This is a genomic window from Sphingobium sp. (genome assembly GCF_032153725.1).
Lineage (GTDB): Bacteria > Pseudomonadota > Alphaproteobacteria > Sphingomonadales > Sphingomonadaceae > Sphingobium.
This window is the reverse complement of record NZ_JALDYQ010000018.1, coordinates 50,126-70,238: the sequence shown is the minus strand read 5'-3', so window position 1 is coordinate 70,238 and position 20,113 is coordinate 50,126. Positions and strand designations below refer to the sequence as shown.

The window sequence follows — 20,113 nt, the reverse complement described above, 5'->3', positions numbered from 1 at the left end:
AAGCTCGCAAGCATCATGCTATGGCTCAAATGATTAAATCGTCACTACAGCCTAGCGGACATTCGCTCGCTGGGTAATATCGACGAATGGATGATGGCAGATACCGGGGTGGTGGAACGCGTGGCGGCAAGTGGGGCTGCGGTTTTTCGCTTCTCATCACGCTTCCGATCTTCACCATCTTATTAATGGTCGAGGCCTTGGGTGACTGCGCACCAGATATTCCGTGCGGTAAGGGCTTTTGGTCCCATGTCATGATGCCATCTGCGCTGGTTGCGCTCACCACAGGGCTTGCGGTTCGGTGGCTGGTAAATCGATTGGTCCGTAAAGGTGAATGACGACCATTTCTTGTCGGTCAGGAATGAAATCGAGCTTTCCAGAACCGGACGCACACCATTCCTCCAAGGTGAGCAGTGCGGCCACTGGCCCTGCTTGCCAACTTGTGTCAGGACGCCAGAGTGAAGCCTCATTATGCGTCCCTCGTCGCCACCGTTGGCCTTTTTTCGGCATGTTCACCCTCGCCATCTTGTAAGAGCTTGCCGTGGCAGCAAGCGGTTGAACTGGCGAAGGATCGTAAGGAGGAGATGCTTTCCCGCTCGACGGCCTCATATCGAGCGAATTTCGCCAGCAACGTTGCGGTGCACACAGAAGGACATGGTTACGCTGGTGTGGTTGGGTTCAAAGGAAAAGACGGCCGAACGCTGGTGGCGTTGATTCAAGACGATTGCTATGTCGGGTGGACCGAGGAATAGCCGCAGGCGACCATTTGTTGCCGCTCAGGGCAGCGCAATGACTTCCTGATTGTAGCCGATCTAACGACATGTGATGAGTAGTCGAGGTGAATTGGAGCGACCATGGACGAACGAGCGATACCATCTGCTGCATTACGCGACGCCGCTGCTTGGGAGCCTCTCCGCGTATGGATTGCTGAGCAAAAGCTGCATTGCTCATTGAAGGTTGGCGTCTACGAAGAGAACGGCCCGATACCCGAGGATACAGCATGGGGCATCATATTGGCTGATGTGGCCAAGCACCTCGCGGAAGCGCTTGCTAAAGAGGGGCTTCGTGACCGCGATGTAGCCCTGCGCGAGATTTTCAGGAGCTTTGCGTCCGAACTAGAAGAGCCAACGTCTCCTATATCCGGACGCTTCATCGACTGAAGACTGAGTCTGCTTTTGCCTCTTTAAATTCGAAACCCGTCAGTCCGCTCCCCACCCATCCCTGTCATTCCTATGGAAGCCGGGGTGACGAGGAGAAAAATGGCAGAAGGCTACCCGTTCAGGCTGGCCGCTCGTCGATCAGCATGCGCACCAGCGGCTGCATTCCCGGATCGAACTTTGCCAGCATCACATGATCGTCGGCCGTCTCGAAATGCGTGATCAGGCCATGGTCCGTCCAGCGGTGCAGCGCGTAAGCAGGCGCGTCCGCGACGATCATGGGGCGGTTGTCGGGGGCTTCGGGGTCCATGGGGCGCAGGTCGAGCGCGAGTTGGGGCGCGGTTGAGGAGCAGATGGCGATGGTCGTGCCGTTCCATGGCGCGGTGATCGCGCGGTGGATGTGGCCGCAGAGGATCGCCTGGATATTGGGGCGGTTAGCGACCGTGGCGGTGAAGCGCGTCACCCAGGCTTCTTCGGGATGGGTGTTCATCCAGTCGATGCCGACTTCGACCGGCGGATGATGCATGACGATCAGCGTCGGCGTGTCGGTGTCCTCGTCCAGCCGGGCAGCGAGCCATGCCGCGCGGCGTTCGCAAAAGGCGCCGCCGTGGCGGTCCGGCTCCAGCGTGTCGAGCATGATGATCCGCCGTCCCTCCAGCGGGATGACATATTGGACGAAGCCGTCCTCCTGGCCGATGTGCGGGAAATGGGCGGCGAAATTCGCCCGGTCGTCATGATTGCCCATGCAGGGCCAGACCGGGAAATCGCACTGGCCGAACGCGTTGGCGAGGCGGCGATAGCTGTCCGCGTCTCCGTGATCGGTGAGGTCGCCGGTTGCCAGCAGCAGATCGGGGCGGTTCGGACCCTCGTTCAGGGCGCGCAGCACCTGATCCAGCCGCTTGCGGTTGAACTCTGCGGGGTTGTCGGGGTCGAACCCCAGATGGATGTCCGTGACCTGTGCGATCAGCATTGGTCTTGCTCCCCATTCATGTATCCAAGCGGCCGCGTGTTCCTACGAAGGCAGGACCCCAGTTCTGGCGGCTGGACTGGGTTCCTGCCTTCGCAGGAACACGTTGTAGGCCTGGGCGGTCAAGCTCTTTCGGCCGGTCTGCCTCATCCTTCTTGGTCGAGCGGGCAGCCGGTGCCCATGGGGCGCCTTCGCCGCTGTGATAGCTGTGGCACATGGCGCAGCCCGAGGGCACGTCGGCCTTAGACTTCTCCCCGCCATGGCAGGTGCGGCAACTGTCGAGGCCGGGCAGCAGCAATTGCTTCGCGTCATGCGATTTGGGTGCGGCGTGGCAGCTTTCGCATTTTTCGGTGCGGTGCGCGGCATGGTCGAACCAGCCGTTCATCATATAGCGCATGGGTTGGTGCACCGCCAGCACCTGCCAGCTCGGCTGGCCGTTGGTGCCCGGCGCGGTGACCGTGTGGCAGTCATAGCAGGCGCCGCCCCTGGAAAAGACCGCCCTGATGGCCTCATCCGCGCGGGAGGGACGAGCCGCCACCGCGCCGAACCAGGCGTGGTAGAGCTGCCCCTGTGCATAGTCGCCGGGCCGTCGCCGCGTCATGCCACCGAGTGCCACGGGCCGGGCCGGGCCGGTCGAGCGATAATAGGCGCGCAGGTCTGCGACCACCTGATCGGGCTGACCGTGGCGGAGCGTGCGCATCGTGCCGCCGATCGTCTCAAAGGCCAAGCTGTGGCACATCTGGCAGTCGCGTTCCATGTTCACCGGCAGGAAGCGCGTGCCGTCAGCGGTCGGCTTGTGGCAATCCTTGCAGGCGAGCGCGTCGCCAAATCCATATTGCGCCTTCATCGTGCGCGCCATTTTGGCGACGCCGCCGGTCGCGGACAAATGGATGTCGTGCGGGAATTTGAGGCCGCTATCGTCCAGCGGTTTTGTATCGAGCGAGGCGCGGGAGAAGCGGGGGTGCTTTCCCGGCAGGGTCTGGACCAGCGCCGAGAATTGCGGGTGGCTGGTGCCGAAATCTTCCGCATTGCCGAGTTTGCTGTCCTTCAGCCGATCCTTCAGCGTGCCGTGGCAGTCGGTGCAGAACGCTTGGGGGGCGGGCTGCATTGGCCCTGCGCCCTCATGTTCGCGGTGGCAATCGACGCAGGCGCCTTCGGGTGGCTTGCCGAAGGCGGCGGCGACATGGCCAAGGAACTGGCCGCCCAGGCCCGGCTGCGCGCGGGCCATGGCGATGCGGGCGGCGGGGGCGTGGTCGTGGACGTTTTTGTGGCAGGTCTGGCAGGCGGAATCGCGGACCGAGACGAAGGCCTTTTGGTGGCAGGTTTCGCAGCGGCCCTCGAGCGCGTGATGTGCTTGGCTGAGGGGGCCGGAGGACCAGCTTTTGTCGCCCATCATCCTGTAGATGTTGCGCGTGTCGTTCGCCGGACGGCTGGCGTAGCTCCAGATCGGAATCGCAAGGAAGCCGATCAGGATCGCCAGTGCCAGGCCCCATGCCGTCAGCCGCTTGCCCAGCAGCAGGCCGCGCAGGGAGAAGACCCTGCTTTCCTCCTTTTCCTCCGACGCCTCGGATACGGCGTCGACGCGGCGGATGGAGAGGATGGTGGCACCGTCATCGCCTCGTGACACGGTGATGCGATGGCCGCCGAAGCGTAACTCCGCGCCTTTGGCCGGGTCGATCTCGGCGCGCAGGACGGTGCGTCCGTCGAGGTCGAAACCGAGCGTGCCGGTGGCGCGGACGCGGATGGTGCGGTCATCGACCTGCTCGATCCGGGCGTGGTTCGGCTCCAGCGCCAGATCGGGAAGGTGGATGTCATTCTCCGCCGCCCGGCCCAGCGAAAGCTGGGGCTTGGACAGGGTGGCGGCGCGGACGATCTCACGGCCATCGGCGGTGAGGCTGATCTGACGGACTAGAAAGCTCATCTGCGCGCTCACCAGTAGAAGAAGACGCTGACGATATGCGCGGTCAGCGCAGCCAGCAGGGCAAGGGTGGCGGGCACATGGACATAGAGCCAGATTTCCAGCAGCGCCTTGAGTTTGAGATGCCGCCTCAGGCGCGCCAGCATGGCCTGTTTGCGTTCCAGCAGGGCGTCGATCTTTTCCAGCGGATCGTTGCCGGTATCGGGCTGGTCGCCGGTCCAGTGGCGCAGCGCGGCCTGCGCCCTTGCCGTGGCGCAGCGTGGGTAGCGGCCGGACAGGCGATTGAGCAGGCTGCCGCCGAAGGGGTCCTGCTCCAGCGACTGGCGGACCAGAACGGCCTTGTCGTGGGGCAGGGGCTGGGCGGCGTCATGGAGTTGGCGGTCAATGGCGCGCACGGCGTCCAGCATCTGCACCTGCGTCATTTCGGCGCGGTTGTTGCTGAGCGCGGCGGGCAGGGTCGCATAGACGGTGATGCCGAACATGCCCGACAGGATCACCAGCATCATCAGCGCATAGGCCAGGGTGTGGACGTTCCAGCCCAGCTGGAAACCCGTGTGCAGCGTGGCGATGACGATCAGGCTGAGGCCGAGATAGACATGGGCGGAGGTCCATGCCTTCAGCGACCAGCGGCCGCGCGTCATGGCCCGCTTGCGCAGGCCGAGCAGCGTCAGCCACAGGATCAGCAGCAGGCCGATCGTGCCCATGGCGTAGCCGTACCAGCTGCCGCCATTATGATGCGGGGTGACGTCCACCAGCATGTAGCTGGCGATGGAGAGCAGGCAGATCAGCGTCGCGATCTTCAGCCAGCGGAAGCCGGCGTGGCGCAGGAAGCCGTCGTGCAGCACTTCACCCTTGGCGCGGCGGGGGGCGCGTGTCGCCATCAGTTCGCCTCCCTGTCGAGGCGGGCGACGGTCAGGAAATCCTCCGGCGCGACGCGGATGGCGGCGCCGGTCGGGCAGGCGCGCACGCAGGCGGGGCCGCCCTCAATGCCGGAGCACATGTCGCATTTGATCGCCTTTTTGGGCTTTTCGACGCCGGGTTCGGCATTTTTGTAGCGCCATTTTTTCGACGGTTCGCCGGGGCCCGGTCCCGCGCCGAAGAACATCCAGCTCAGCAGGCCGGGCTTTTTCGGCGGCACGCTGTCCATGCGGATGACGCCATAGGGGCAATTGCGCTGGCAATTGCCGCAGCCGATGCAGGTTTCATCGATGAAGACCTCGCCATCCGGGCCGCGATGGATGGCGTTGGGCGGGCAGTCGGCCATGCAATGCGGATGCTCGCAATGGCGGCAGCTGGTAGGCACGTGGAGATGGGCGTAGGTGCGGCCCGCTTCCCGGTCGAGGCGGGAGAGGCCGTCATGACTGTCGGCGCAGGCTTTCTCGCAATTGTCGCAACCGACGCAGAGATGTTCGTCGATCAGCAGCACGTCGGTCGCTTCGCCTATACCGTTGTCGACCAGGAATTTCGCCGTTTCCGAATACATGTCGACGACGGTGGAAAAGCTGTCCTTGCGGCTTTCGATGAAGGCGTTGACGTCCTGCCGCGCGGCCATGTCGCGGCGGGCGCGTTCCAGCAGGGCGGGCTTGGCGGCCATCAGCCGGGCAAAGGCGTCGCCGTTCAGCCTGATGACTTCCGATTTGACCGTCGCCTTCACCGTGGCGGTGCGCGGGCCGCCTGCGATCAGCGCCATTTCGCCGACATAGGAACCGGCGGGGAGGTAGGAGAGGAAGACTTGTCTGCCCCCGATCTTCTTCTCCACGATCATCGAGCCGACGCGGATCACATAGATGTCGGTACCAAGGTCGCCTTCGGTGATGACATGCTCGCCGGCCTTGACGGTCTGTATTTCGGCGGTGTCGAGCACTTCGGAAAGGTCCGCCGGGGTCAGGCCCGCGCCGAAGAGTTGCAGCAATTGCCGCTCGGTCGAGATGCGGGTGATGGCGCGCTTGGCCGGAGGGTTGGAGGACATGAGCTTCAGCGCCGCCGTGCGCGACACCTCCACCATGATGGAATCCGTGCCCGCGCGCACCGTGGCGCCGCGGCGGCGGCCGGAGATGAGGCCGACCTCTCCGAAGATCGATCCCTGGTCGATGGGGACGTTCGCGTCCGGGCCAATCTCGACCAGCGCCTGCCCGCCCGCGATTCCGAAAAGCGAGGAACCGGGATCGAATTTCTCGAAGATCACCTCCCCCTTGCGATAGGCCCTGACCTCGCTGTCGAGCATGAATTCGCGCATCTGGAGTGGTGAAAGACCTTCGAGGATGGAGACGTTGGAGCGCAGATACTCCAGCCATTCCGATACGCCTTTCTTCTCCGGCAGGGCGGCGAATTTCGCGGCCAATATCGGTTCGTCGGCGGGTTTCAGGTCGCGATTGCCGTTGATGAACTCGACGACGTCATAGCCCTGGTTCATGCAATGCTTGATCAGCGGATAGCCCGCCAGCGCGCCGATCACGAAGATGCCGGGGGCGGTGCTTTCGAACACCGGCGACAATTTGGGGAAGGCAAGGCGATCGCCGCTGGTGAATTCGATGCCGCAGCTTTCCACGAAGGCGCGCGGCGGGGCCGAACCCATGCGCGCGATGAGGCGGTCGCACTTCTGTTTCACCTCGCCATCGCGGCTGTCGAGGGTGATGAAGCCCGACTCGATCCTTGCTGTGGTCGCCTCGGTCATGATGGTGAGGCGGCCCGCTTCGGCGGCGGCCATCAGCGCCTTGACATTGGCGGCCTTGGCGCTGGCGAACTCGGTCGATCGGTTGAGGATGGTGACGACATTGCCCTGCGCCTCATCGGCGGCGAGGCCCAGCGCATTTTCGATGCCCGCATCGCCGGTGCCGACGATGAAGATATGTTCGTCATTATATTCGGCCGGATCGTCCAGCTGGTACTGGACATGAGGCAGCTCAGCGCCCGGAACGCGCATGAGGTTGGGGTTGCCCTGCGTTCCGATCGCCATGATCACCGCGTCGGCGATGACCTCTCGCCCGTCGCTCAAGGTCAGGCGGTAGGGTGGGGCGAGGCGCTGGATTTCCTTCGTTTCGGTGGTGCCGTCGCGCTTACGCTCGACAATCTTCTGGATGCTGCCGGTGATGGGGTCGCCGGTGCCGGTGATCGCCTTCACCTCTGCATTATAGGCGACGTTCACGCCCTGTTCGGCGGCCTGCGCGTTCCAGCGGTCGAGAATCGATTCGCGCTTCCCCGCATCGAAATCGCAGTCGGATCGCAGCACGAGCTGGCTGGGCGTCGCCATCACATGCTTGCCCTTCTGATATTTGAAGATGGTGTCGGACAGATGGTCCGTCTTCTCGATCAGCAGGTGCGAAAGCCCCAATTGCGCGGCGCGCGCAGCCGCACTCAGCCCCGCCGGCCCCGATCCGACGATCGCGATACGCACGCGGTCAGTCAATGATTGTCCCCCAAAATACCCCTGTGCTCCGGACCTTAGCCAGCCCGGATGCGTGTCCCGGCCGGCACTCTATCATTTCCGCAGCGTCACGCTAGAGAGGAGTTGCCGGGGATCAGTCGGGGAGCGAAAAGAAAAATGAGTTGGGGTCTGGGGCGTGTCGTGCTGATGGGCGCGGTCGGCATAGCGGCGGTATCGATCGGCTATAATGTGCTGCACATGCCCGACGCGGCGCTCAATGCAGCGAACGAACCGGCGCTGCCTTCATCCCCGATGGCGCAGCAGCCGGGCGATCCCGAATCGGTCATCCGGGGGCTTCAGGACCGGGTCGGCGCCAATCCCAATGATGCCGAAGGCTGGCAGATGCTCGGCTGGGCCTATTTCGAGAACGGCCGCCATGCCGATGCGGTGCGCGCCTATCGCCATGCGACGAAGCTGGTGCCGGGCAATGCGACCTTCTGGTCCTCTCTGGGCGAAGCGGCGGCGATGGCGAGCGAGCATGATCCCATGCCAAGGGAAGCCGCCGCCGCGTTCGACAGGGCGATCGCGATCGATCCCAAGGACCCGCGGGCGCGCTATTTCATGGCCGTGCGGAAGGACCTGGCCAAGGATCATGAGGGCGCGATCCGCGACTGGCTGGCGCTGCTGACCGACACGCCGCCGGGCGCGCCATGGGAGGCCGATCTGCGCCGGACGATCGAGCAGGTGGGGAAGATCAACGGGATCGACGTCGCCGGACGGCTGGCGGCGGTGAAGCCGATTGCGCCCCATCCATCCATGGGCGGCGGCATGTCGGTGGCGGCGGCCGCGATTCCGGGGCCGTCGAGGGAGCAGATGCAGGCCGCGTCGCAGCTTCCCAAGGGGCAGCAGGATGCCATGGTCGAGGGGATGGTTTCGGGGCTTGAGGCGAAGCTGAAGGCGAATCCGGGCAATGTCGACGGCTGGATCATGCTGATGCGCAGTCGCATGACGCTGGGCGAGACGGTGAAGGCCGCGTCGGCTTATGCGCAGGCGAAGGCGGCGAATCCGGCGCAGGCGGGGCGCATCAGGGATGAAGCGCGGATTCTGGGCGTGCCGGGGGTTTGAGCGGCGCTGGCTTTTGTTTGCTTGAACGCGCGCATCGTACAATCTTGCGGTGTTCCTGCGCAGGCAGGAACCCAGTCCCCCCTCATGATCATGCTCAGACGGCAGAACTGGGCTCCTGCCTTCGCAGGAGCACGGAGGCTTGCTGGGCTATTCTGCTTCTGCCCATGCGACCAGGCGCAATGGACCGTGTCCGATCACGCCCAATGGATAACAGGTGGTGAGCGCCAGCACCGGCCGCGCCGGATCGCGCGGATAGGCGAAGCGGTCCCAGCGCATGATCTGGAATCCGGTGATGCGGTAGCGCTGCGTCCGCCCGTCCACGGCCTGCACTTCGACCACATCGCCTTTGCGCGCCTGCTTCATGAAGGCGAAATGGGTGTCGCGATGGGCGGCCATGATGCTGACATGCGGGTTGCGGACGGGCATGAGCGTCGGACCGAAGGCCATGGCCTGACCCGAACCGCTCGACAGCGCGATCTCCCTGACGCCAAGGCGGGGCAGGCTGATCCGGGCGACTGGCGCCATATCGGCCCAGAACCATGGCTTTATCGCGCGATGCTGTGAAAGACTTTGATCGAAAGCGCGGTCGAGCAGGATTTGCGCGATCCAGGCCTTGGCCGGGACCAGCGCGCCGCGCGCTACAAAGGCCAGCCCGATCACGCAAAGGCCGATCAGCAGCGCGTTGGGGAGGGCGCGCCCGAAAGCGCGCCCTCCCTTCATGAAGGGGACAGCGGCGATCATGCCCGTGCCTCCCGCAATGCCCGACGCCGCAGGGCGAGGCCGCCCAGACCCAGGGTCAGGAACAGCAGGCCTTGCCCGATCAGTCCGGCATAGCCGGTGGCGGTCTGGGGCAGGTCCATGGTTTCGGCACTTTCCGCAGGCTGCATGTCGCCCCGCTTCGCGGGCTTGGCTGCCTGTCCGCCGAAGAGGACGTCGAAGTCCCAGCCGGCGGGCAGCAGCAGCGGCAGTTCCTCCCGGGTCAGGCTGGCGCCGTCGGGACGGGCGGGGGTTTCGTCCACCGCGACAAGGCTGGTCTGGCTGGTGACGAGGCTGTAGGCGAGGCCGATCCGGGCAATGGCTTCGTCGGCGGTGGCGTCATTGGTTTCGCCAGCCCAGCGCGCGGCCTCCACATCGGCAATGCGGCGATTGGCCCAGAGTTTGGCGACGGCGGGGCTGTCGATCGCGTCCGATAGGTCCACGCTCTGCGACCATGGCTTGCCGCCGATCAGGCCGGAGACGGTGAGCTTGCCCGACAGCGTCTTGCCCTTGCCCAGCAGCACCAGCGGTTCCCCGGCATAAAGGTCCGGCAGGCGGCGCGGCGTCAGGTCGAGCGGGGCGCCCTCCACGCTGACCTTCAATTCGCGCACGACGGGCGCCGTCAGACGGTCCAGCAGGGCAGTCATCTTCGCGGCGACTTCCTCGCCCGAACCGACATTGGTGAAGGTGCCGCGCCCCGCTTCGGCCATGCGGCGCATCAGATATTGGTTGGGGGCCGAGCCGATGCCGATCATGAAGATGCGGCTGCGCCCGCCTTTGGCCGCGATGGTGGCCATCATTTCCTTTTCATTCGAAATGTTGCCGTCGGTCAGGAACAATATCTGCCGGACGAAATGGCTGTCGTTCGGCATATTATCCTCCAGCGCGGCGGTGAGGGCGGGCAGCATTTCGGTGCCGCCATTGGCCTCCAGCCCCTCGGTGAAGCGGCGGGCCAGCGCGATCTGGTCGGGGGAGGCGGCGACGCTTTCGTTGAACAGGCGGGTCATCGTGTCGTCGAAGCGGACGATGTTGAACCGGTCCTGCGGGCGCAGCGTGCCAAGCGCATAGAGCAGGCTGGCCTTGGCCGCATCCATGGAGGCGCCGCCCATGGAGCCGCTATTGTCGATCACGAATGTCATGTCGCGGGGCGGGGAAGCATGGGCGGGATCGCGGCTGGGCGGGGTGATGGCGGCCATCAGATAGCCCTCGCCATCGTGCTGCTCGCGGAACAGGCCGATGGTCGGATCGGCGCTGGCCGAGCGCCAGCGCAGTTCGAAATCGCGGTCGGCGGGCACTGGGCCGTCTGCGAGGCGGATGGTGTGGGCTTCGGCGCCGTTCTGTTCCACGGCGATGCGGTGATAGGGGCTGATGAGATTGACGGGCCTGAAGCCGGGCGCGAGATGGACGGTGATGGACACGGGGTTGATGTCCTTGCCGAGCGAGGGATGGGCGAGGGGTGCGGAGACATGGGCTGCGTCGGCGGCAGCGGTCTGCGCCGGGGTGTAGCGGGTGCCGACGACCAGAGGCAGGCGCAGGGCATATTCGCCGCCCAGTTGCCGGACCGGCGCCTGATATTCGATGGCGATCAGCACGGTTTCGCCGGGGCCGACATTGGCGACGCTGTTGCGGAACAGGTTCGGGCGTTCGGATTCGACCAGTCCGGCCTTCTTGCCCTCGTCACGGGCCTTTTCGTATATGGCGCGGGCTTCCTCGCGGCGTTTGATATGGCCGATGATGACGCGCTGGCCGACGACCATTTTCAGGCTGTCGACCGCGCCGTCATCGGGCAGGGGATAGAGATAGGTCGCCTCCATCCACTGATTGCCGCTGTTGCGGAAGGCCTGGGTCACGCGGACGCGGGCGATCTGTCCGCTGACCGTGACGTCCATGTCGGTGCCTAGTCTCACGGCAGGCAGGGCGGTCGCCACGCCCTTGCCGCGCAGCATCAGCGTGCCGCTGCCGATGGCGCCGGCATCAGCCTCCACATCGGAGGCGCAGAGGCGGTCGGTCAGAAAGACAAGCGCGACAAGGCCAAGCAGCAGCGTCAGGCCCAGAAGTAGCCGGTGCCGAGACTGGCTGGGGAAGGGGAAGGCGGGCATGGAGGTCACTCCTTTCGAGGGAGATTTTCCAATAATCAGCCGGCATCCCGGACAGCCATCGGCAAGCCATGCCGCTTTCCGCCATGATCCGCGCATCCGTCTGGAAAGATGCGGGAAGGCTTGACGGCCTGTGCGGTTTTGTGCGTATTTGTACGCAATTGTCGGTCAGGGGGCAGCATGTCGGATCAGGGGCTGGAGCAGGGAGATGCCGTCGCCGCCCGTCTGCGCGAGGAACTGGCGCGGCGGCGCATGTCGCGGCAGGCGCTGGCGGACATGGCGCGGATCAGCCTCTCCACGCTGGAAAAGGCATTGTCGGGCAGCCGGCCCTTCACCCTTGCCACCATCGTCCGGATCGAGGAAGTGCTGGGCGCGCCGCTGCGACCTACGGGTCCACCGGCAGGCGGACGGGACCTCGCGCCCGAAAGCATGGGCGCCTATAGCCGCGCCGCCGTGCACTGGATCGAACAGGATTATGTCACCCTGCGCGCGAGTTTCGGGACGCCGGGCGCGGTGATCGCCTATCGCACGCGCATCGCCTGGGATGAGAAGGCGGGGCATCTGGGCTTTGCCGAATCCGACCGGGCCGACGGGGCTTTCGCTCAGTCGGGCCATGTGTCGATGCCCAATCTGTCAGGGCATATCTATCTGGCGACGAATGAATCCGGGCAGCACCGCCTGATCATTCTGGGACGGCCGACGCGCGATGGGCATATGTTCGGCCTGTTGACCACGCTTCAGGTCGGGGCAGGATCGCAGCTGGTGCCGGTCGCCTGTCCAGTGGCTTTCGTGCCGCAGGCGCAGCTTGCCGGCCTGGCCATGGGCGTGACCGGGATGGGCGATCCCATGTTCGATGCCTGCAAGGCGATTCTCGACCGGGCCTTGCAGGACGATTTTTGTCGGTGGCGGCAATAGCCGTCGCCTGGTGGGGCGCCGAAACCGCCATGTCAGGCGTCGAATCGGTCAGATGGCCGAGTTCAGGCAAAAATCCTTGAGCGCGTGAGCATCGTGAAGGGCGTTATGCGGCACCCTGCTGTTGGCGGCGGCGCTGAAACCCACGCCGTTGAGAAGTTCCAGGCGAAGTCCGTCGAGGGCGATCATATCACCAGGGCCGGTCACGAGAAGCGCGCAGAAATGGGCGAGATCGTCCGGCCAGTCCGCCACGATCAGCGGATCGGGATCGCTGGCCAGATAGGCCTCCAGATGTCGCGCCGCATCCAGGCGATTCAACTGATGGTCGACGCCCGGCGGCACGAAGCGGAGATTGGGGATCACGTTTTGCGCCACCCAGGGATGTATGTCGGCGGGCAATGGGAACGAGACGTAGAAGTCCTGGTCGCCATATTCGGGGACGAGCGCGAGGCTGATGAGTTCGCCTTCAAAGCCGTTGAATTCAGTGTCGAGGAAATAGCGCATCTTTCCCCTTTGACGCCGTGCGTCGGTGCCGTAAACCCCCTGCCGACGGCGGACGGATGTTCGATAAGAGAAGGTTGCATGCAAGCTCGTGAATTCATTGGTTCGGCCAGGGTGCCCGGCGGGGAGGAGCTGACCCTCTACCGTCGCGGCGGGGACTTCATGATCGTGCTCGACCGCAACGAGTTGATGAGCAGCCGGATGAGCGGATCGGAAGAGGCGCTGGCCAATCTCACCTGCGAACGGTTGCGCGGCCGGGCACGTCCGCATCTGCTGATCGGTGGCTATGGCATGGGCTTTACCCTGCGCGCGGCGCTGGCCGCGCTCGACGGCACGGGGCAGATCACCGTGGCGGAGCTGGTGCCCGAGATCATCGAATGGGCGCGCGGACCGATGGCCGCGCTGGCGGCCGGTTGTCTGGATGATCCACGCGTGCGCCTTGCGCAGGCCGATGTCGCGGATGTGATCGCCGCCGGGCGGGCAACCTATGACGCGATCCTTCTTGACGTGGACAATGGGCCCGATGGGCTGGTGCGTCAGGCGAATGATCGCCTCTATTCGGGGCAGGGCATCGCGGCGGCCATCACCGCGCTCAGGCCCGGCGGCGTTTTGGCGATATGGTCTGCGGGCCCCGATCCTGCCTTTGCCCGCCGTCTTTCCCGCGCCGGCCTGACTGTCGACGAGGTCGTCGTGCGCGCCCGGAGCAATGGCAAGGGGCCGCGGCACGTCATCTGGTTCGCCACGAAGCGGGTGCCCTGACGTCTATCCTGATCCACATCAACTTTCCTCACCGTTCATCGCGTTGCGAATCGTTCGCGGGGAACTGGCGCGCGGTTCCAGCGCTTTTCCGCCAGTTGGAAGCTGAGGAGAGCATGATGGCCACGAACCGGTTCAGCGATGCGATCGCGCTGCTCAAAGCCGATCACCGCAAGGTCGAGGATCTTTTCGAGCAGTTCGAGAAAACAACGTCCGCCAGCCGCAAGCAGAGTCTGGCGCATGAAATCTGCACCGAACTCAAGATCCACACCATGATCGAGGAGGAAATCTTCTATCCCGCATTCCGCGGCAAGATCGAGGACGACACGCTCGACGAAGCCTATGTCGAGCATGACGGCGCCAAGGTGCTGGTCAACGACATCGAGGCGGGATCGCCCGACGATAATTTCTATGACGCGAAGGTCACGGTGTTGTCGGAGGAAATCAGGCATCATGTGCGGGAGGAGGAGAGGCCGTCCGACGGCATGTTCGCCCAATGCCGCAAGACCGATGTCGACCTTGTCGAGCTGCGCGATCGGCTGCTCGCGCGGAAAGAAGAGCTGCTGGCCCAGGCGAAGGCGAGCGGTTTGCCGCCAGCCAAGCCCAATGCCGTCAATCTGATTGCAGCCTGAAGTCGGTCGGGAGGCGCAACCGCCTCCCGCACGGGTCGTCAGGGTGAATGCGGCCCTTGCGCTCAGCCTGTGGCGGAGGCCCTTTGATCGTAGCCCGGAAGGGCTTGCGCCAACGGGCCTGCCATGCCGAGCACGGTCAGTTCTCCGTCGATCAGCATCCTGCCGGCCTGTTTCCGCTGCACCTTGCCGCTGGTGGTCCGGGGGATGGCGCTTGCAGGCACCATCACCAGATCGGTGATGCCGAGTTCCAGCCGTTCCATGGCCAGGGTACGCAATTTGCCCGCTATGCCCTGTAGCGTCTCATCGGACAGGGATCGGGCTTCGTCCCGTTTCACTTCCGCGATCAGGACGATGTGCTGCGTATCGCCGATCTCGATCTCCACGGCGGCGGCGCTGGCCTGACCGACCGTTGCGGAAATCTCCGACCAGATATGCTCGATATCGCTGGGCGCATAATTGCGGCCGCGCACGATGATCGTGTCCTTGAGGCGGCTGACGATGTAAAAGCCCTCAGGCGTGGAAAAGGCGAGGTCGCCTGTCCGCAAAAATGACCCGCCTTCATCCAGCCGCCCGCCAAAGGTCGCCTCGGTCGCGACGTCATTGTCGATATAGCCGACCGCGATATGCGGGCCGCGCAGCCAGATTTCGCCCACCGCGCCATCGGGCAGCGGCTCGCCCGTTTCGGGATCGACGATCCGGGCCTCGGCGCCGGCCATGGCCGGACCGCAGCAGGCGAGGTCCAGCCCTTCGGCGCTTTCCTCCGCCCGCCCGGAGGCGAGGGCGCGGCTGTCATAGGTCCTGACGATCGGTTCGCTTTGGGGCGGCACGGCAATCGTCACGAGGGTCGATTCCGCCAGCCCATAGCAGGGCAGGAAGGCCCGCCTGTCGAAGCCCGCATCGGCAAAGCATTTGGCAAAGCGGTCCAGCGTGCTCGGCCTTACCCGCTCGGCGCCGTTGAAGGCCACTCGCCAGCTCGACAGGTCCAGCTCCGGCATGCCCCGGCGCGTGGCATAGTCGACGCACAGGTCATAGCCGAAATTGGGACCACCGCTGGTATGCGCGCGGTAGCGGGAGATCAGCTGGAGCCATGACATGGGCCTGTTGATGAATGCTGCGGGCGAGGTGATCACGCATGTCGAACCGAGGAACAGCGGCTGCAATATGTTCCCGAACAGCCCCTGGTCGTGATAATGCGGCACCCAGCCCACGAAGTGGGAATCCCGGCCATGGCCGAACGCGGCCCGGATCATCGCTTCATTGGCGATGATGTTGCCATGGGTGATCATCACCCCCTTGGGATTCGACGTCGTGCCGGAGGTGAACTGGAGCACCGCCAGTTGATCCGGCTCCAGCCTTTGCGGCGTGAAGGGATGCGCCTCCTGCAAGAGGGTGGCGAATTCCAGATAGCGGGTGGACCCGGAAAGCGCGGCGGCCAGTTCCAGCCCGAACTGCCCCGCCATGCTTTCGTCCAGCAGGATGCAATCTGGGCGGACATCGCCGAGCATGCCCAGAATATTCTGAAGCCGTGCCCGCCGCCGCCCGACCGGTGCGACCGGAATGACGACGCTGCCTGCCGCAAGACACGCCAGCAGCGCGAGCGCGAAATCGGTGCCCGCCGAAAAGAGCAGCGCGATCCGCCGATGGGCCAGCCCGCGCGCGGCAAGCGCGCCGGCCAGTTGCCGCACCTTCGCCGCCAGTTCGGCATAGCTCAGGCTGCCCTGCGGGCCTTCCCCCATGTCCAGAACCAGAGCGGGCCGATCCGGAACGCTGTTTTCATGGTCCAGGACAATGTCGATTATCGATCGACTAAAGTCTATCTTCATCTTTTGCGAACCCGATGACGTTTTTTCTTATTCGGCGGCGAAGGCTATTCTCAACAAACCGATTTTCCGCATGCGGAATCCTGCCGCCGACATGCGCAGATAGCGGGAATATTTCTCGACCGGATGGATTTCCGGATCGACCACCCCGTTCCTCACCGCGCCGCGCAGCTTGTTGCTCCACATTTCGCAGGTGCGCGCATAGTCCAGCCCGTCGTCGCGCAGCCTTTCGATACGGAACAGCCCCTTCGATGCGACCACGATATCCTCCAGCGTCGGCAGTTCCGCCGCCGGGAAAATTTCGTTGGAGATGAACGGATTGGCATCCTGCGGCGTCATCCTGCCATAAGCGATGGTCTGGAGCGACAAACGCCCCTTGCCCGCCGTCCAGTCGCGGCAGGCCTGGAAGAACTGGCGGTACACTTCGCGACGTTCGTCCACATGCTGCTGCGGATGGGCGAAATGCTCGAACGCGCCGACGGAGATGATCGCGTCGAACGGCCGGTCGGGGCGATAATCATGCCAGTTGGAGAGGACCGCGCCGATGCCCGGATCGTTCAACTGCCGGATATAGGCGAGTTGTTCTTCGCTGAGCGTCAGCCCGACGCATTCGGCCACGCCATGGTTGCGCCGCAGGCTGCGCATCATGCCGCCCCAACCGCAGCCGATATCCAATATCCGCATGCCGCTGGCCGCGCCGACCGACTCCGCATGGTAGGCCAGCTTGCGCTGCTGCGCCTCTTCCAGCGGGGCGTCCTTGGGCAGGCCGTCCCACATGGCGCTGGAATAGGTCATGGTCGGGTCCAGCCAGGCCGAGTAGAAGTCGTTGCCGACGTCATAATGGTGGCGGATGGCGGCAGCCGAGCCGCCATATTCGATCTGTTCGTCCTGCATCATTGCGCTGCGGCGTCCTGTGCCTGTTGCCTGACCGCTGCGGCGATGCCGGTGGCGGCGTCGCGGATCGCTTCAGCTTCGAACAGCAGTTCCAGCGGCAGTTCGTCCGGCAGGTTCAACCAGTTTTCCAACTCGACCATCAGGGAAATCGCCTTGGCGGAATCGATGCCGAAACTGTCGAACGGCGCGTCGGAGGAGATGGCGGCTGGCGCCACGTTCACCATTTCCCCGATACGCGCCACGATCCAGGCTTCGATCTCCTGTGCCGATGCCTGTCGAATAATGTCGGAATTCATCATTGCCCCCCTGCAGCCTGTCGGGTTGTCCCGAATCTGCCATAATAAACATCCGCCCCCGTGGTGGCGGGCGGATGCGTGACGGAACCGATCTCCGGCTGGGCGGCGATCTTTTGCAGTTCCGGATTTTCGAGCGCCAGCCGGGCTGCGGCGCAATGCACGCTTTTCTCCCCCGGCAGCAGGTCCGCGATGGTGATGTGCGACGGCTTGGGCAGGCCCCACATCTGCCGCATCTCCGTCAGCGCCGCCTTCGACACATCCACCTCATAGGCGACCGCTTCCCCCTGGCCATAGTCCATCGCGGAGCCGAGCAGCGTCAGTTTCCAGCCGACGCCATAACAAAAGCTGAGCATGCGGACATCGGTGAAGCCGACGCAGCGGTCGATGCCAGCCTCATGGGCCAGTTCCAGCGGCGCGATCATGCATGCGGCCTTCCGGCGCAGATTGTGTCGGCGCATGCCCCGCTCAATGCAGAAGCCTCGGCTCAGTTCCCAGGTGCGGCCGTCGTCGATCGGGCGGATGCCGGCGGGCAGAACGTGCGAGAAATGGTCGAGCAGCATGGAACAGTCGTCCGTGGGGCGGAAACGCAGCCCCATGACGACCCGGTTTTCGGTCGAAAAGCCGATGATGTTGCTTGCGCGCTCATCATCATATTCGTCATGTTCCAACCCGTCCCTGACCCTGAGATCCCAGCCGAGCTGGTTGACGAACACCTCCGCGCGCGCTTGGTGCAAATCTCTGATCTCGTCCGGGTAAAGTGCGCAATTGTTCTTCGAAATCAGATGAATCAAATCCGTTCGTCCCCCGCATGCAACGGCTCGGCCACTAACATATTATCCAGCTGAGGTCATCGGAAAGTTGCAGGGCGAGCGCCATCGGCCCGGCAAAAAATCCTGTCGGCTAGGGGGGCTTAGCCGTGCTGTTTGTGCTGGGCGCGCTGAATATGAACCTTCACCGCCTGAACGGATCGGTCCAGCGCCTCCGCAATATCGAGGTCGCAGCAGCCCGCCTGCCGCTGATCGAGGCAGAAAAGCTCGGTCCTGGTCAGACCGGAGGCGGTGATATCGTCCTGCGCATCGAGCAGGGCGATGCCCCGGCACAGATAAAGCGTGGCCATGGCGTGCAGATTCGCGCGCTCTTCGGGGCTGTCCAGCATGCTGAGCAGCCGGATTTCGACCTCATATTGCCTTTCATCCCATCCCATGATGGAAAAGCAGAGCTGCGGCAGGTCTTCCTGCCGGGCGATCGGCCCGCACCAGCCGGTTTCGCCGAACAGGAAATGCCGGTTTTCGCCGCGGATCTCGTAACAGCCATGGCTGGCGGCCTGGAGCCCAAGGGCCTGGCTGAAACGCGTGACAAGCTGGTCGATGGTGAGGGTGGTGTCGACGCGCGCGATGAAATCGGCCGCGGTGGTCAGGCTTCCGGCGCGAAGCCGGGTGCTTGGGATATATTCGCTCATGGTTCCTCACGCGACAGGTTGCTGCCGTCATGCCGCGCAGATGTTAAAAGGGGGTTAAGCAAGCGCTTGACATCGCGCGGGAAAGGCAAAAGGTCGGCCCTGGGCGCCGGGGGACGAATCCCGGCCGGAAATCGATGATGAGGACTGCATGCTGCCGACCTACCGAACCGAACCTTCCGCCGACCGGGCGGTCGACGAATGGCTGGCATCGCGCGGCCATGATGAGGGCGCGCAGGGCATGCCCGGCGACACGAGCCGTCCCGAACTCTATTCCGGGGCCACATGGGAACCGCTGTTCCGCCAGATGCGGGAAACCGCGCCGCTCAACCGGGTGGAGGGCACGGCCTATGGCGATTATTGGAACGTCTGCACACATGCGCTGGTCGCCGAGGTAGAGGGGCGGCCCGACCTTTTCTCCTCCTCCTGGAAATATGGCGGCATCACCATTGCCGATCCCGCGCCGGGGGAGGAGTTTCAGCTGCCCATGTTCATCGCCATGGACGAGCCCGAACATGGCGCCCAGCGCAAGACCGTGGCGCCGGCCTTCACGCCCGGCCATATCGCGGAACTGGCGGTCAAGCTGCGCGCGCACACCGGAGCGGTGCTGGACAGCCTGCCCCTGAACAGCCGCTTCGACTGGGTGGAGAAGGTGTCGATCGAACTTGCGACCAGCATGTTGGCGACGATCCTGGGCTTTCCATGGGAAGACCGGCATTTGCTGACCTTCTGGTCCGACTGGGCAGGGCATATGGAGGCCGCGCGGATTCCGGAGCTGTTCCAGGTCCGGCGCGAGGTGCTGACGGAAATGGCGACCTATTTCCACCTGCTCTGGGAACAGCGGCGCGCCAATCCGGAAGGGACCGACCTGCTGGGCATGATGATCCGCAGCGACAGCATGTCGGAAATGGGACCGATGGAGTTCATCGGCAATCTCGCCCTGTTGATCGTCGGCGGCAACGACACCACCCGCACCAGCATGTCGGCCGCGATATTGGGGCTGGACCGCTTTCCCGAGGAGCGGGCGAAGCTGATCGCGGACGAGACGTTGCTGCCCAATGCCGTCCAGGAGATCATCCGCTGGCACACGCCGATCGCCCATATGCGGCGCACGGCGACGGTCGATTGCGAGTTGGCGGGGCAGAGGATCGCGGCGGGCGACAAGCTGGCGCTCTGGTATATTTCCGCCAATCGGGACGAAGCCGTCTTCCCCGATGCCGCCCGGCTCGACCTGTCGCGCGCCAATGCGCGGCGCCATCTGTCCTTCGGCCATGGCATCCATCGCTGCGTAGGCGCCCGGCTGGCGGAATTGCAGCTGCGCATCCTGCTCGAAGAGTTGATGAAGCGGCGGTTGCAGGTGAATGTGGTGGGCGATGTCCGCCGCGTTCATGCTAATTTCGTCAATGGATTGCGTGAGATAGAGGTTGAACTGACACGTTTTTGACCAGCTTCCTCAAGCTCCTCCG

Annotated in this window: 18 protein-coding genes; 6 read left to right on the top strand and 12 right to left on the bottom strand. The window is 64.2% G+C overall.

All coding sequences use genetic code 11. From position 1 onward, the window contains the following. Nucleotides 1-851 precede the first annotated feature (851 nt). Nucleotides 852-1,157: a DUF5076 domain-containing protein gene (locus RUH75_RS08420; protein WP_313804356.1), complete on the top strand. Its 306-nt coding sequence runs from the start codon at nt 852-854 to the stop codon at nt 1,155-1,157. Nucleotides 1,158-1,275: 118 nt separating this feature from the next. Here the strand turns inward: RUH75_RS08420 and RUH75_RS08415 are convergent, their stop codons facing one another. Genes RUH75_RS08415 through RUH75_RS08400 form a run of 4 tightly spaced genes read right to left on the bottom strand, consistent with a single transcriptional unit; the run spans nt 1,276 to nt 7,433 of the window. Then, nucleotides 1,276-2,124: a phosphodiesterase gene (locus tag RUH75_RS08415; RefSeq protein ID WP_313804353.1), complete on the bottom strand. Its 849-nt coding sequence runs from the start codon at nt 2,122-2,124 to the stop codon at nt 1,276-1,278. A 16-nt stretch (nt 2,125-2,140) separates the two neighbouring features. Beyond that, nucleotides 2,141-4,042, bottom strand: coding sequence for a cytochrome c3 family protein (locus RUH75_RS08410; protein WP_313804350.1), 1,902 nt, complete (start codon nt 4,040-4,042; stop codon nt 2,141-2,143). Between the two features lie 8 nt (nt 4,043-4,050). Next, nucleotides 4,051-4,920: a hypothetical protein gene (locus RUH75_RS08405; RefSeq protein ID WP_313804347.1), complete on the bottom strand. Its 870-nt coding sequence runs from the start codon at nt 4,918-4,920 to the stop codon at nt 4,051-4,053. Beyond that, a complete protein-coding gene (locus tag RUH75_RS08400; RefSeq protein ID WP_409592341.1) occupies nt 4,920-7,433 on the bottom strand; it encodes a cyclic nucleotide-binding domain-containing protein in 2,514 nt (837 codons plus the stop codon). Before RUH75_RS08400 ends, RUH75_RS08405 begins: the two co-directional genes overlap by 1 nt. A 177-nt stretch (nt 7,434-7,610) precedes the next feature. On the opposite strand from RUH75_RS08400, the gene RUH75_RS08395 reads away from it, so the two are divergent. Next, nucleotides 7,611-8,528 carry a tetratricopeptide repeat protein gene (locus tag RUH75_RS08395; RefSeq protein ID WP_409592340.1) on the top strand — a complete coding sequence of 306 codons (918 nt, stop codon included), beginning with the start codon at nt 7,611-7,613 and terminating at the stop codon, nt 8,526-8,528. Between the two features lie 147 nt (nt 8,529-8,675). On the opposite strand, the gene RUH75_RS08390 is transcribed toward RUH75_RS08395, so the two are convergent. Both RUH75_RS08390 and RUH75_RS08385 read right to left on the bottom strand, forming a co-directional pair. Next, nucleotides 8,676-9,269 carry a sortase domain-bontaining protein gene (locus tag RUH75_RS08390; RefSeq protein WP_313804338.1) on the bottom strand — a complete coding sequence of 198 codons (594 nt, stop codon included), beginning with the start codon at nt 9,267-9,269 and terminating at the stop codon, nt 8,676-8,678. Next, a complete protein-coding gene (locus RUH75_RS08385; protein ID WP_313804336.1) occupies nt 9,266-11,383 on the bottom strand; it encodes a marine proteobacterial sortase target protein in 2,118 nt (705 codons plus the stop codon). The genes RUH75_RS08390 and RUH75_RS08385 overlap by 4 nt, the downstream gene beginning before the upstream one ends. A 177-nt stretch (nt 11,384-11,560) precedes the next feature. Here RUH75_RS08385 and RUH75_RS08380 point away from each other — a divergent pair, with 177 nt between their 5' ends. Next, the gene (locus RUH75_RS08380) at nt 11,561-12,295 is read left to right on the top strand and encodes a helix-turn-helix transcriptional regulator (RefSeq protein WP_313804333.1); all 735 of its coding nucleotides are present in this window, start codon (nt 11,561-11,563) and stop codon (nt 12,293-12,295) included. A 48-nt stretch (nt 12,296-12,343) separates the two neighbouring features. On the opposite strand, the gene RUH75_RS08375 is transcribed toward RUH75_RS08380, so the two are convergent. Then, nucleotides 12,344-12,796 carry a 3'-5' exoribonuclease gene (locus RUH75_RS08375; RefSeq protein ID WP_313804330.1) on the bottom strand — a complete coding sequence of 151 codons (453 nt, stop codon included), beginning with the start codon at nt 12,794-12,796 and terminating at the stop codon, nt 12,344-12,346. Nucleotides 12,797-12,874: 78 nt separating this feature from the next. Here RUH75_RS08375 and RUH75_RS08370 point away from each other — a divergent pair, with 78 nt between their 5' ends. Then, nucleotides 12,875-13,552 carry a spermidine synthase gene (locus tag RUH75_RS08370; protein ID WP_313804327.1) on the top strand — a complete coding sequence of 226 codons (678 nt, stop codon included), beginning with the start codon at nt 12,875-12,877 and terminating at the stop codon, nt 13,550-13,552. A 116-nt stretch (nt 13,553-13,668) separates the two neighbouring features. After that, complete coding sequence (locus RUH75_RS08365; RefSeq protein WP_313804324.1) at nt 13,669-14,181, top strand: hemerythrin domain-containing protein; 513 nt, start codon at nt 13,669-13,671, stop codon at nt 14,179-14,181. 62 nt (nt 14,182-14,243) lie between these two features. Here RUH75_RS08365 and RUH75_RS08360 read toward each other — a convergent pair whose 3' ends face one another. From RUH75_RS08360 to RUH75_RS08340, 5 genes are all read right to left on the bottom strand, one after another. Next, nucleotides 14,244-16,004, bottom strand: a complete 1,761-nt coding sequence (locus RUH75_RS08360; RefSeq protein ID WP_313804321.1) for a fatty acyl-AMP ligase — start codon at nt 16,002-16,004, stop codon at nt 14,244-14,246. A gap of 27 nt (nt 16,005-16,031) precedes the next feature. Continuing rightward, nucleotides 16,032-16,898, bottom strand: a complete 867-nt coding sequence (locus RUH75_RS08355) for a cyclopropane-fatty-acyl-phospholipid synthase family protein (RefSeq protein ID WP_313804318.1) — start codon at nt 16,896-16,898, stop codon at nt 16,032-16,034. Beyond that, the gene (locus RUH75_RS08350; protein ID WP_313804315.1) at nt 16,895-17,191 is read right to left on the bottom strand and encodes an acyl carrier protein; all 297 of its coding nucleotides are present in this window, start codon (nt 17,189-17,191) and stop codon (nt 16,895-16,897) included. The genes RUH75_RS08355 and RUH75_RS08350 overlap by 4 nt, the downstream gene beginning before the upstream one ends. Then, nucleotides 17,191-17,982 (bottom strand): acyl-homoserine-lactone synthase, encoded by a 792-nt coding sequence (locus tag RUH75_RS08345; RefSeq protein ID WP_313804312.1) that lies wholly within the window; start codon nt 17,980-17,982, stop codon nt 17,191-17,193. Before RUH75_RS08345 ends, RUH75_RS08350 begins: the two co-directional genes overlap by 1 nt. Before the next feature lie 119 nt (nt 17,983-18,101). Then, a complete protein-coding gene (locus RUH75_RS08340) occupies nt 18,102-18,650 on the bottom strand; it encodes a hypothetical protein (RefSeq protein WP_313804309.1) in 549 nt (182 codons plus the stop codon). A 148-nt stretch (nt 18,651-18,798) separates the two neighbouring features. On the opposite strand from RUH75_RS08340, the gene RUH75_RS08335 reads away from it, so the two are divergent. Beyond that, entirely contained in the window at nt 18,799-20,091 is a 1,293-nt protein-coding gene (locus tag RUH75_RS08335) for a cytochrome P450 (protein WP_313804306.1), read from the top strand. The last annotated feature ends 22 nt before the right edge of the window (nt 20,092-20,113 follow it).

Excerpts from the sequence above, each read along its gene's own strand:
- RUH75_RS08390 (WP_313804338.1), bottom strand. The coding sequence starts at position 9,269 with ATGATCGCCGCTGTCCCCTTCATGAAGGGAGGGCGCGCTTTCGGGCGC.
- RUH75_RS08350 (WP_313804315.1), bottom strand. The coding sequence starts at position 17,191 with ATGAATTCCGACATTATTCGACAGGCATCGGCACAGGAGATCGAAGCC.
- RUH75_RS08355 (WP_313804318.1), bottom strand. The coding sequence starts at position 16,898 with ATGATGCAGGACGAACAGATCGAATATGGCGGCTCGGCTGCCGCCATC.
- RUH75_RS08365 (WP_313804324.1), top strand. The coding sequence starts at position 13,669 with ATGGCCACGAACCGGTTCAGCGATGCGATCGCGCTGCTCAAAGCCGAT.
- RUH75_RS08415 (WP_313804353.1), bottom strand. The coding sequence starts at position 2,124 with ATGCTGATCGCACAGGTCACGGACATCCATCTGGGGTTCGACCCCGAC.
- RUH75_RS08410 (WP_313804350.1), bottom strand. The coding sequence starts at position 4,042 with ATGAGCTTTCTAGTCCGTCAGATCAGCCTCACCGCCGATGGCCGTGAG.
- RUH75_RS08370 (WP_313804327.1), top strand. The coding sequence starts at position 12,875 with ATGCAAGCTCGTGAATTCATTGGTTCGGCCAGGGTGCCCGGCGGGGAG.
- RUH75_RS08340 (WP_313804309.1), bottom strand. The coding sequence starts at position 18,650 with ATGAGCGAATATATCCCAAGCACCCGGCTTCGCGCCGGAAGCCTGACC.
- RUH75_RS08335 (WP_313804306.1), top strand. The coding sequence starts at position 18,799 with ATGCTGCCGACCTACCGAACCGAACCTTCCGCCGACCGGGCGGTCGAC.
- RUH75_RS08405 (WP_313804347.1), bottom strand. The coding sequence starts at position 4,920 with ATGGCGACACGCGCCCCCCGCCGCGCCAAGGGTGAAGTGCTGCACGAC.
- RUH75_RS08375 (WP_313804330.1), bottom strand. The coding sequence starts at position 12,796 with ATGCGCTATTTCCTCGACACTGAATTCAACGGCTTTGAAGGCGAACTC.
- RUH75_RS08380 (WP_313804333.1), top strand. The coding sequence starts at position 11,561 with ATGTCGGATCAGGGGCTGGAGCAGGGAGATGCCGTCGCCGCCCGTCTG.
- RUH75_RS08395 (WP_409592340.1), top strand. The coding sequence starts at position 7,611 with ATGGGCGCGGTCGGCATAGCGGCGGTATCGATCGGCTATAATGTGCTG.
- RUH75_RS08385 (WP_313804336.1), bottom strand. The coding sequence starts at position 11,383 with ATGCCCGCCTTCCCCTTCCCCAGCCAGTCTCGGCACCGGCTACTTCTG.
- RUH75_RS08420 (WP_313804356.1), top strand. The coding sequence starts at position 852 with ATGGACGAACGAGCGATACCATCTGCTGCATTACGCGACGCCGCTGCT.
- RUH75_RS08360 (WP_313804321.1), bottom strand. The coding sequence starts at position 16,004 with ATGAAGATAGACTTTAGTCGATCGATAATCGACATTGTCCTGGACCAT.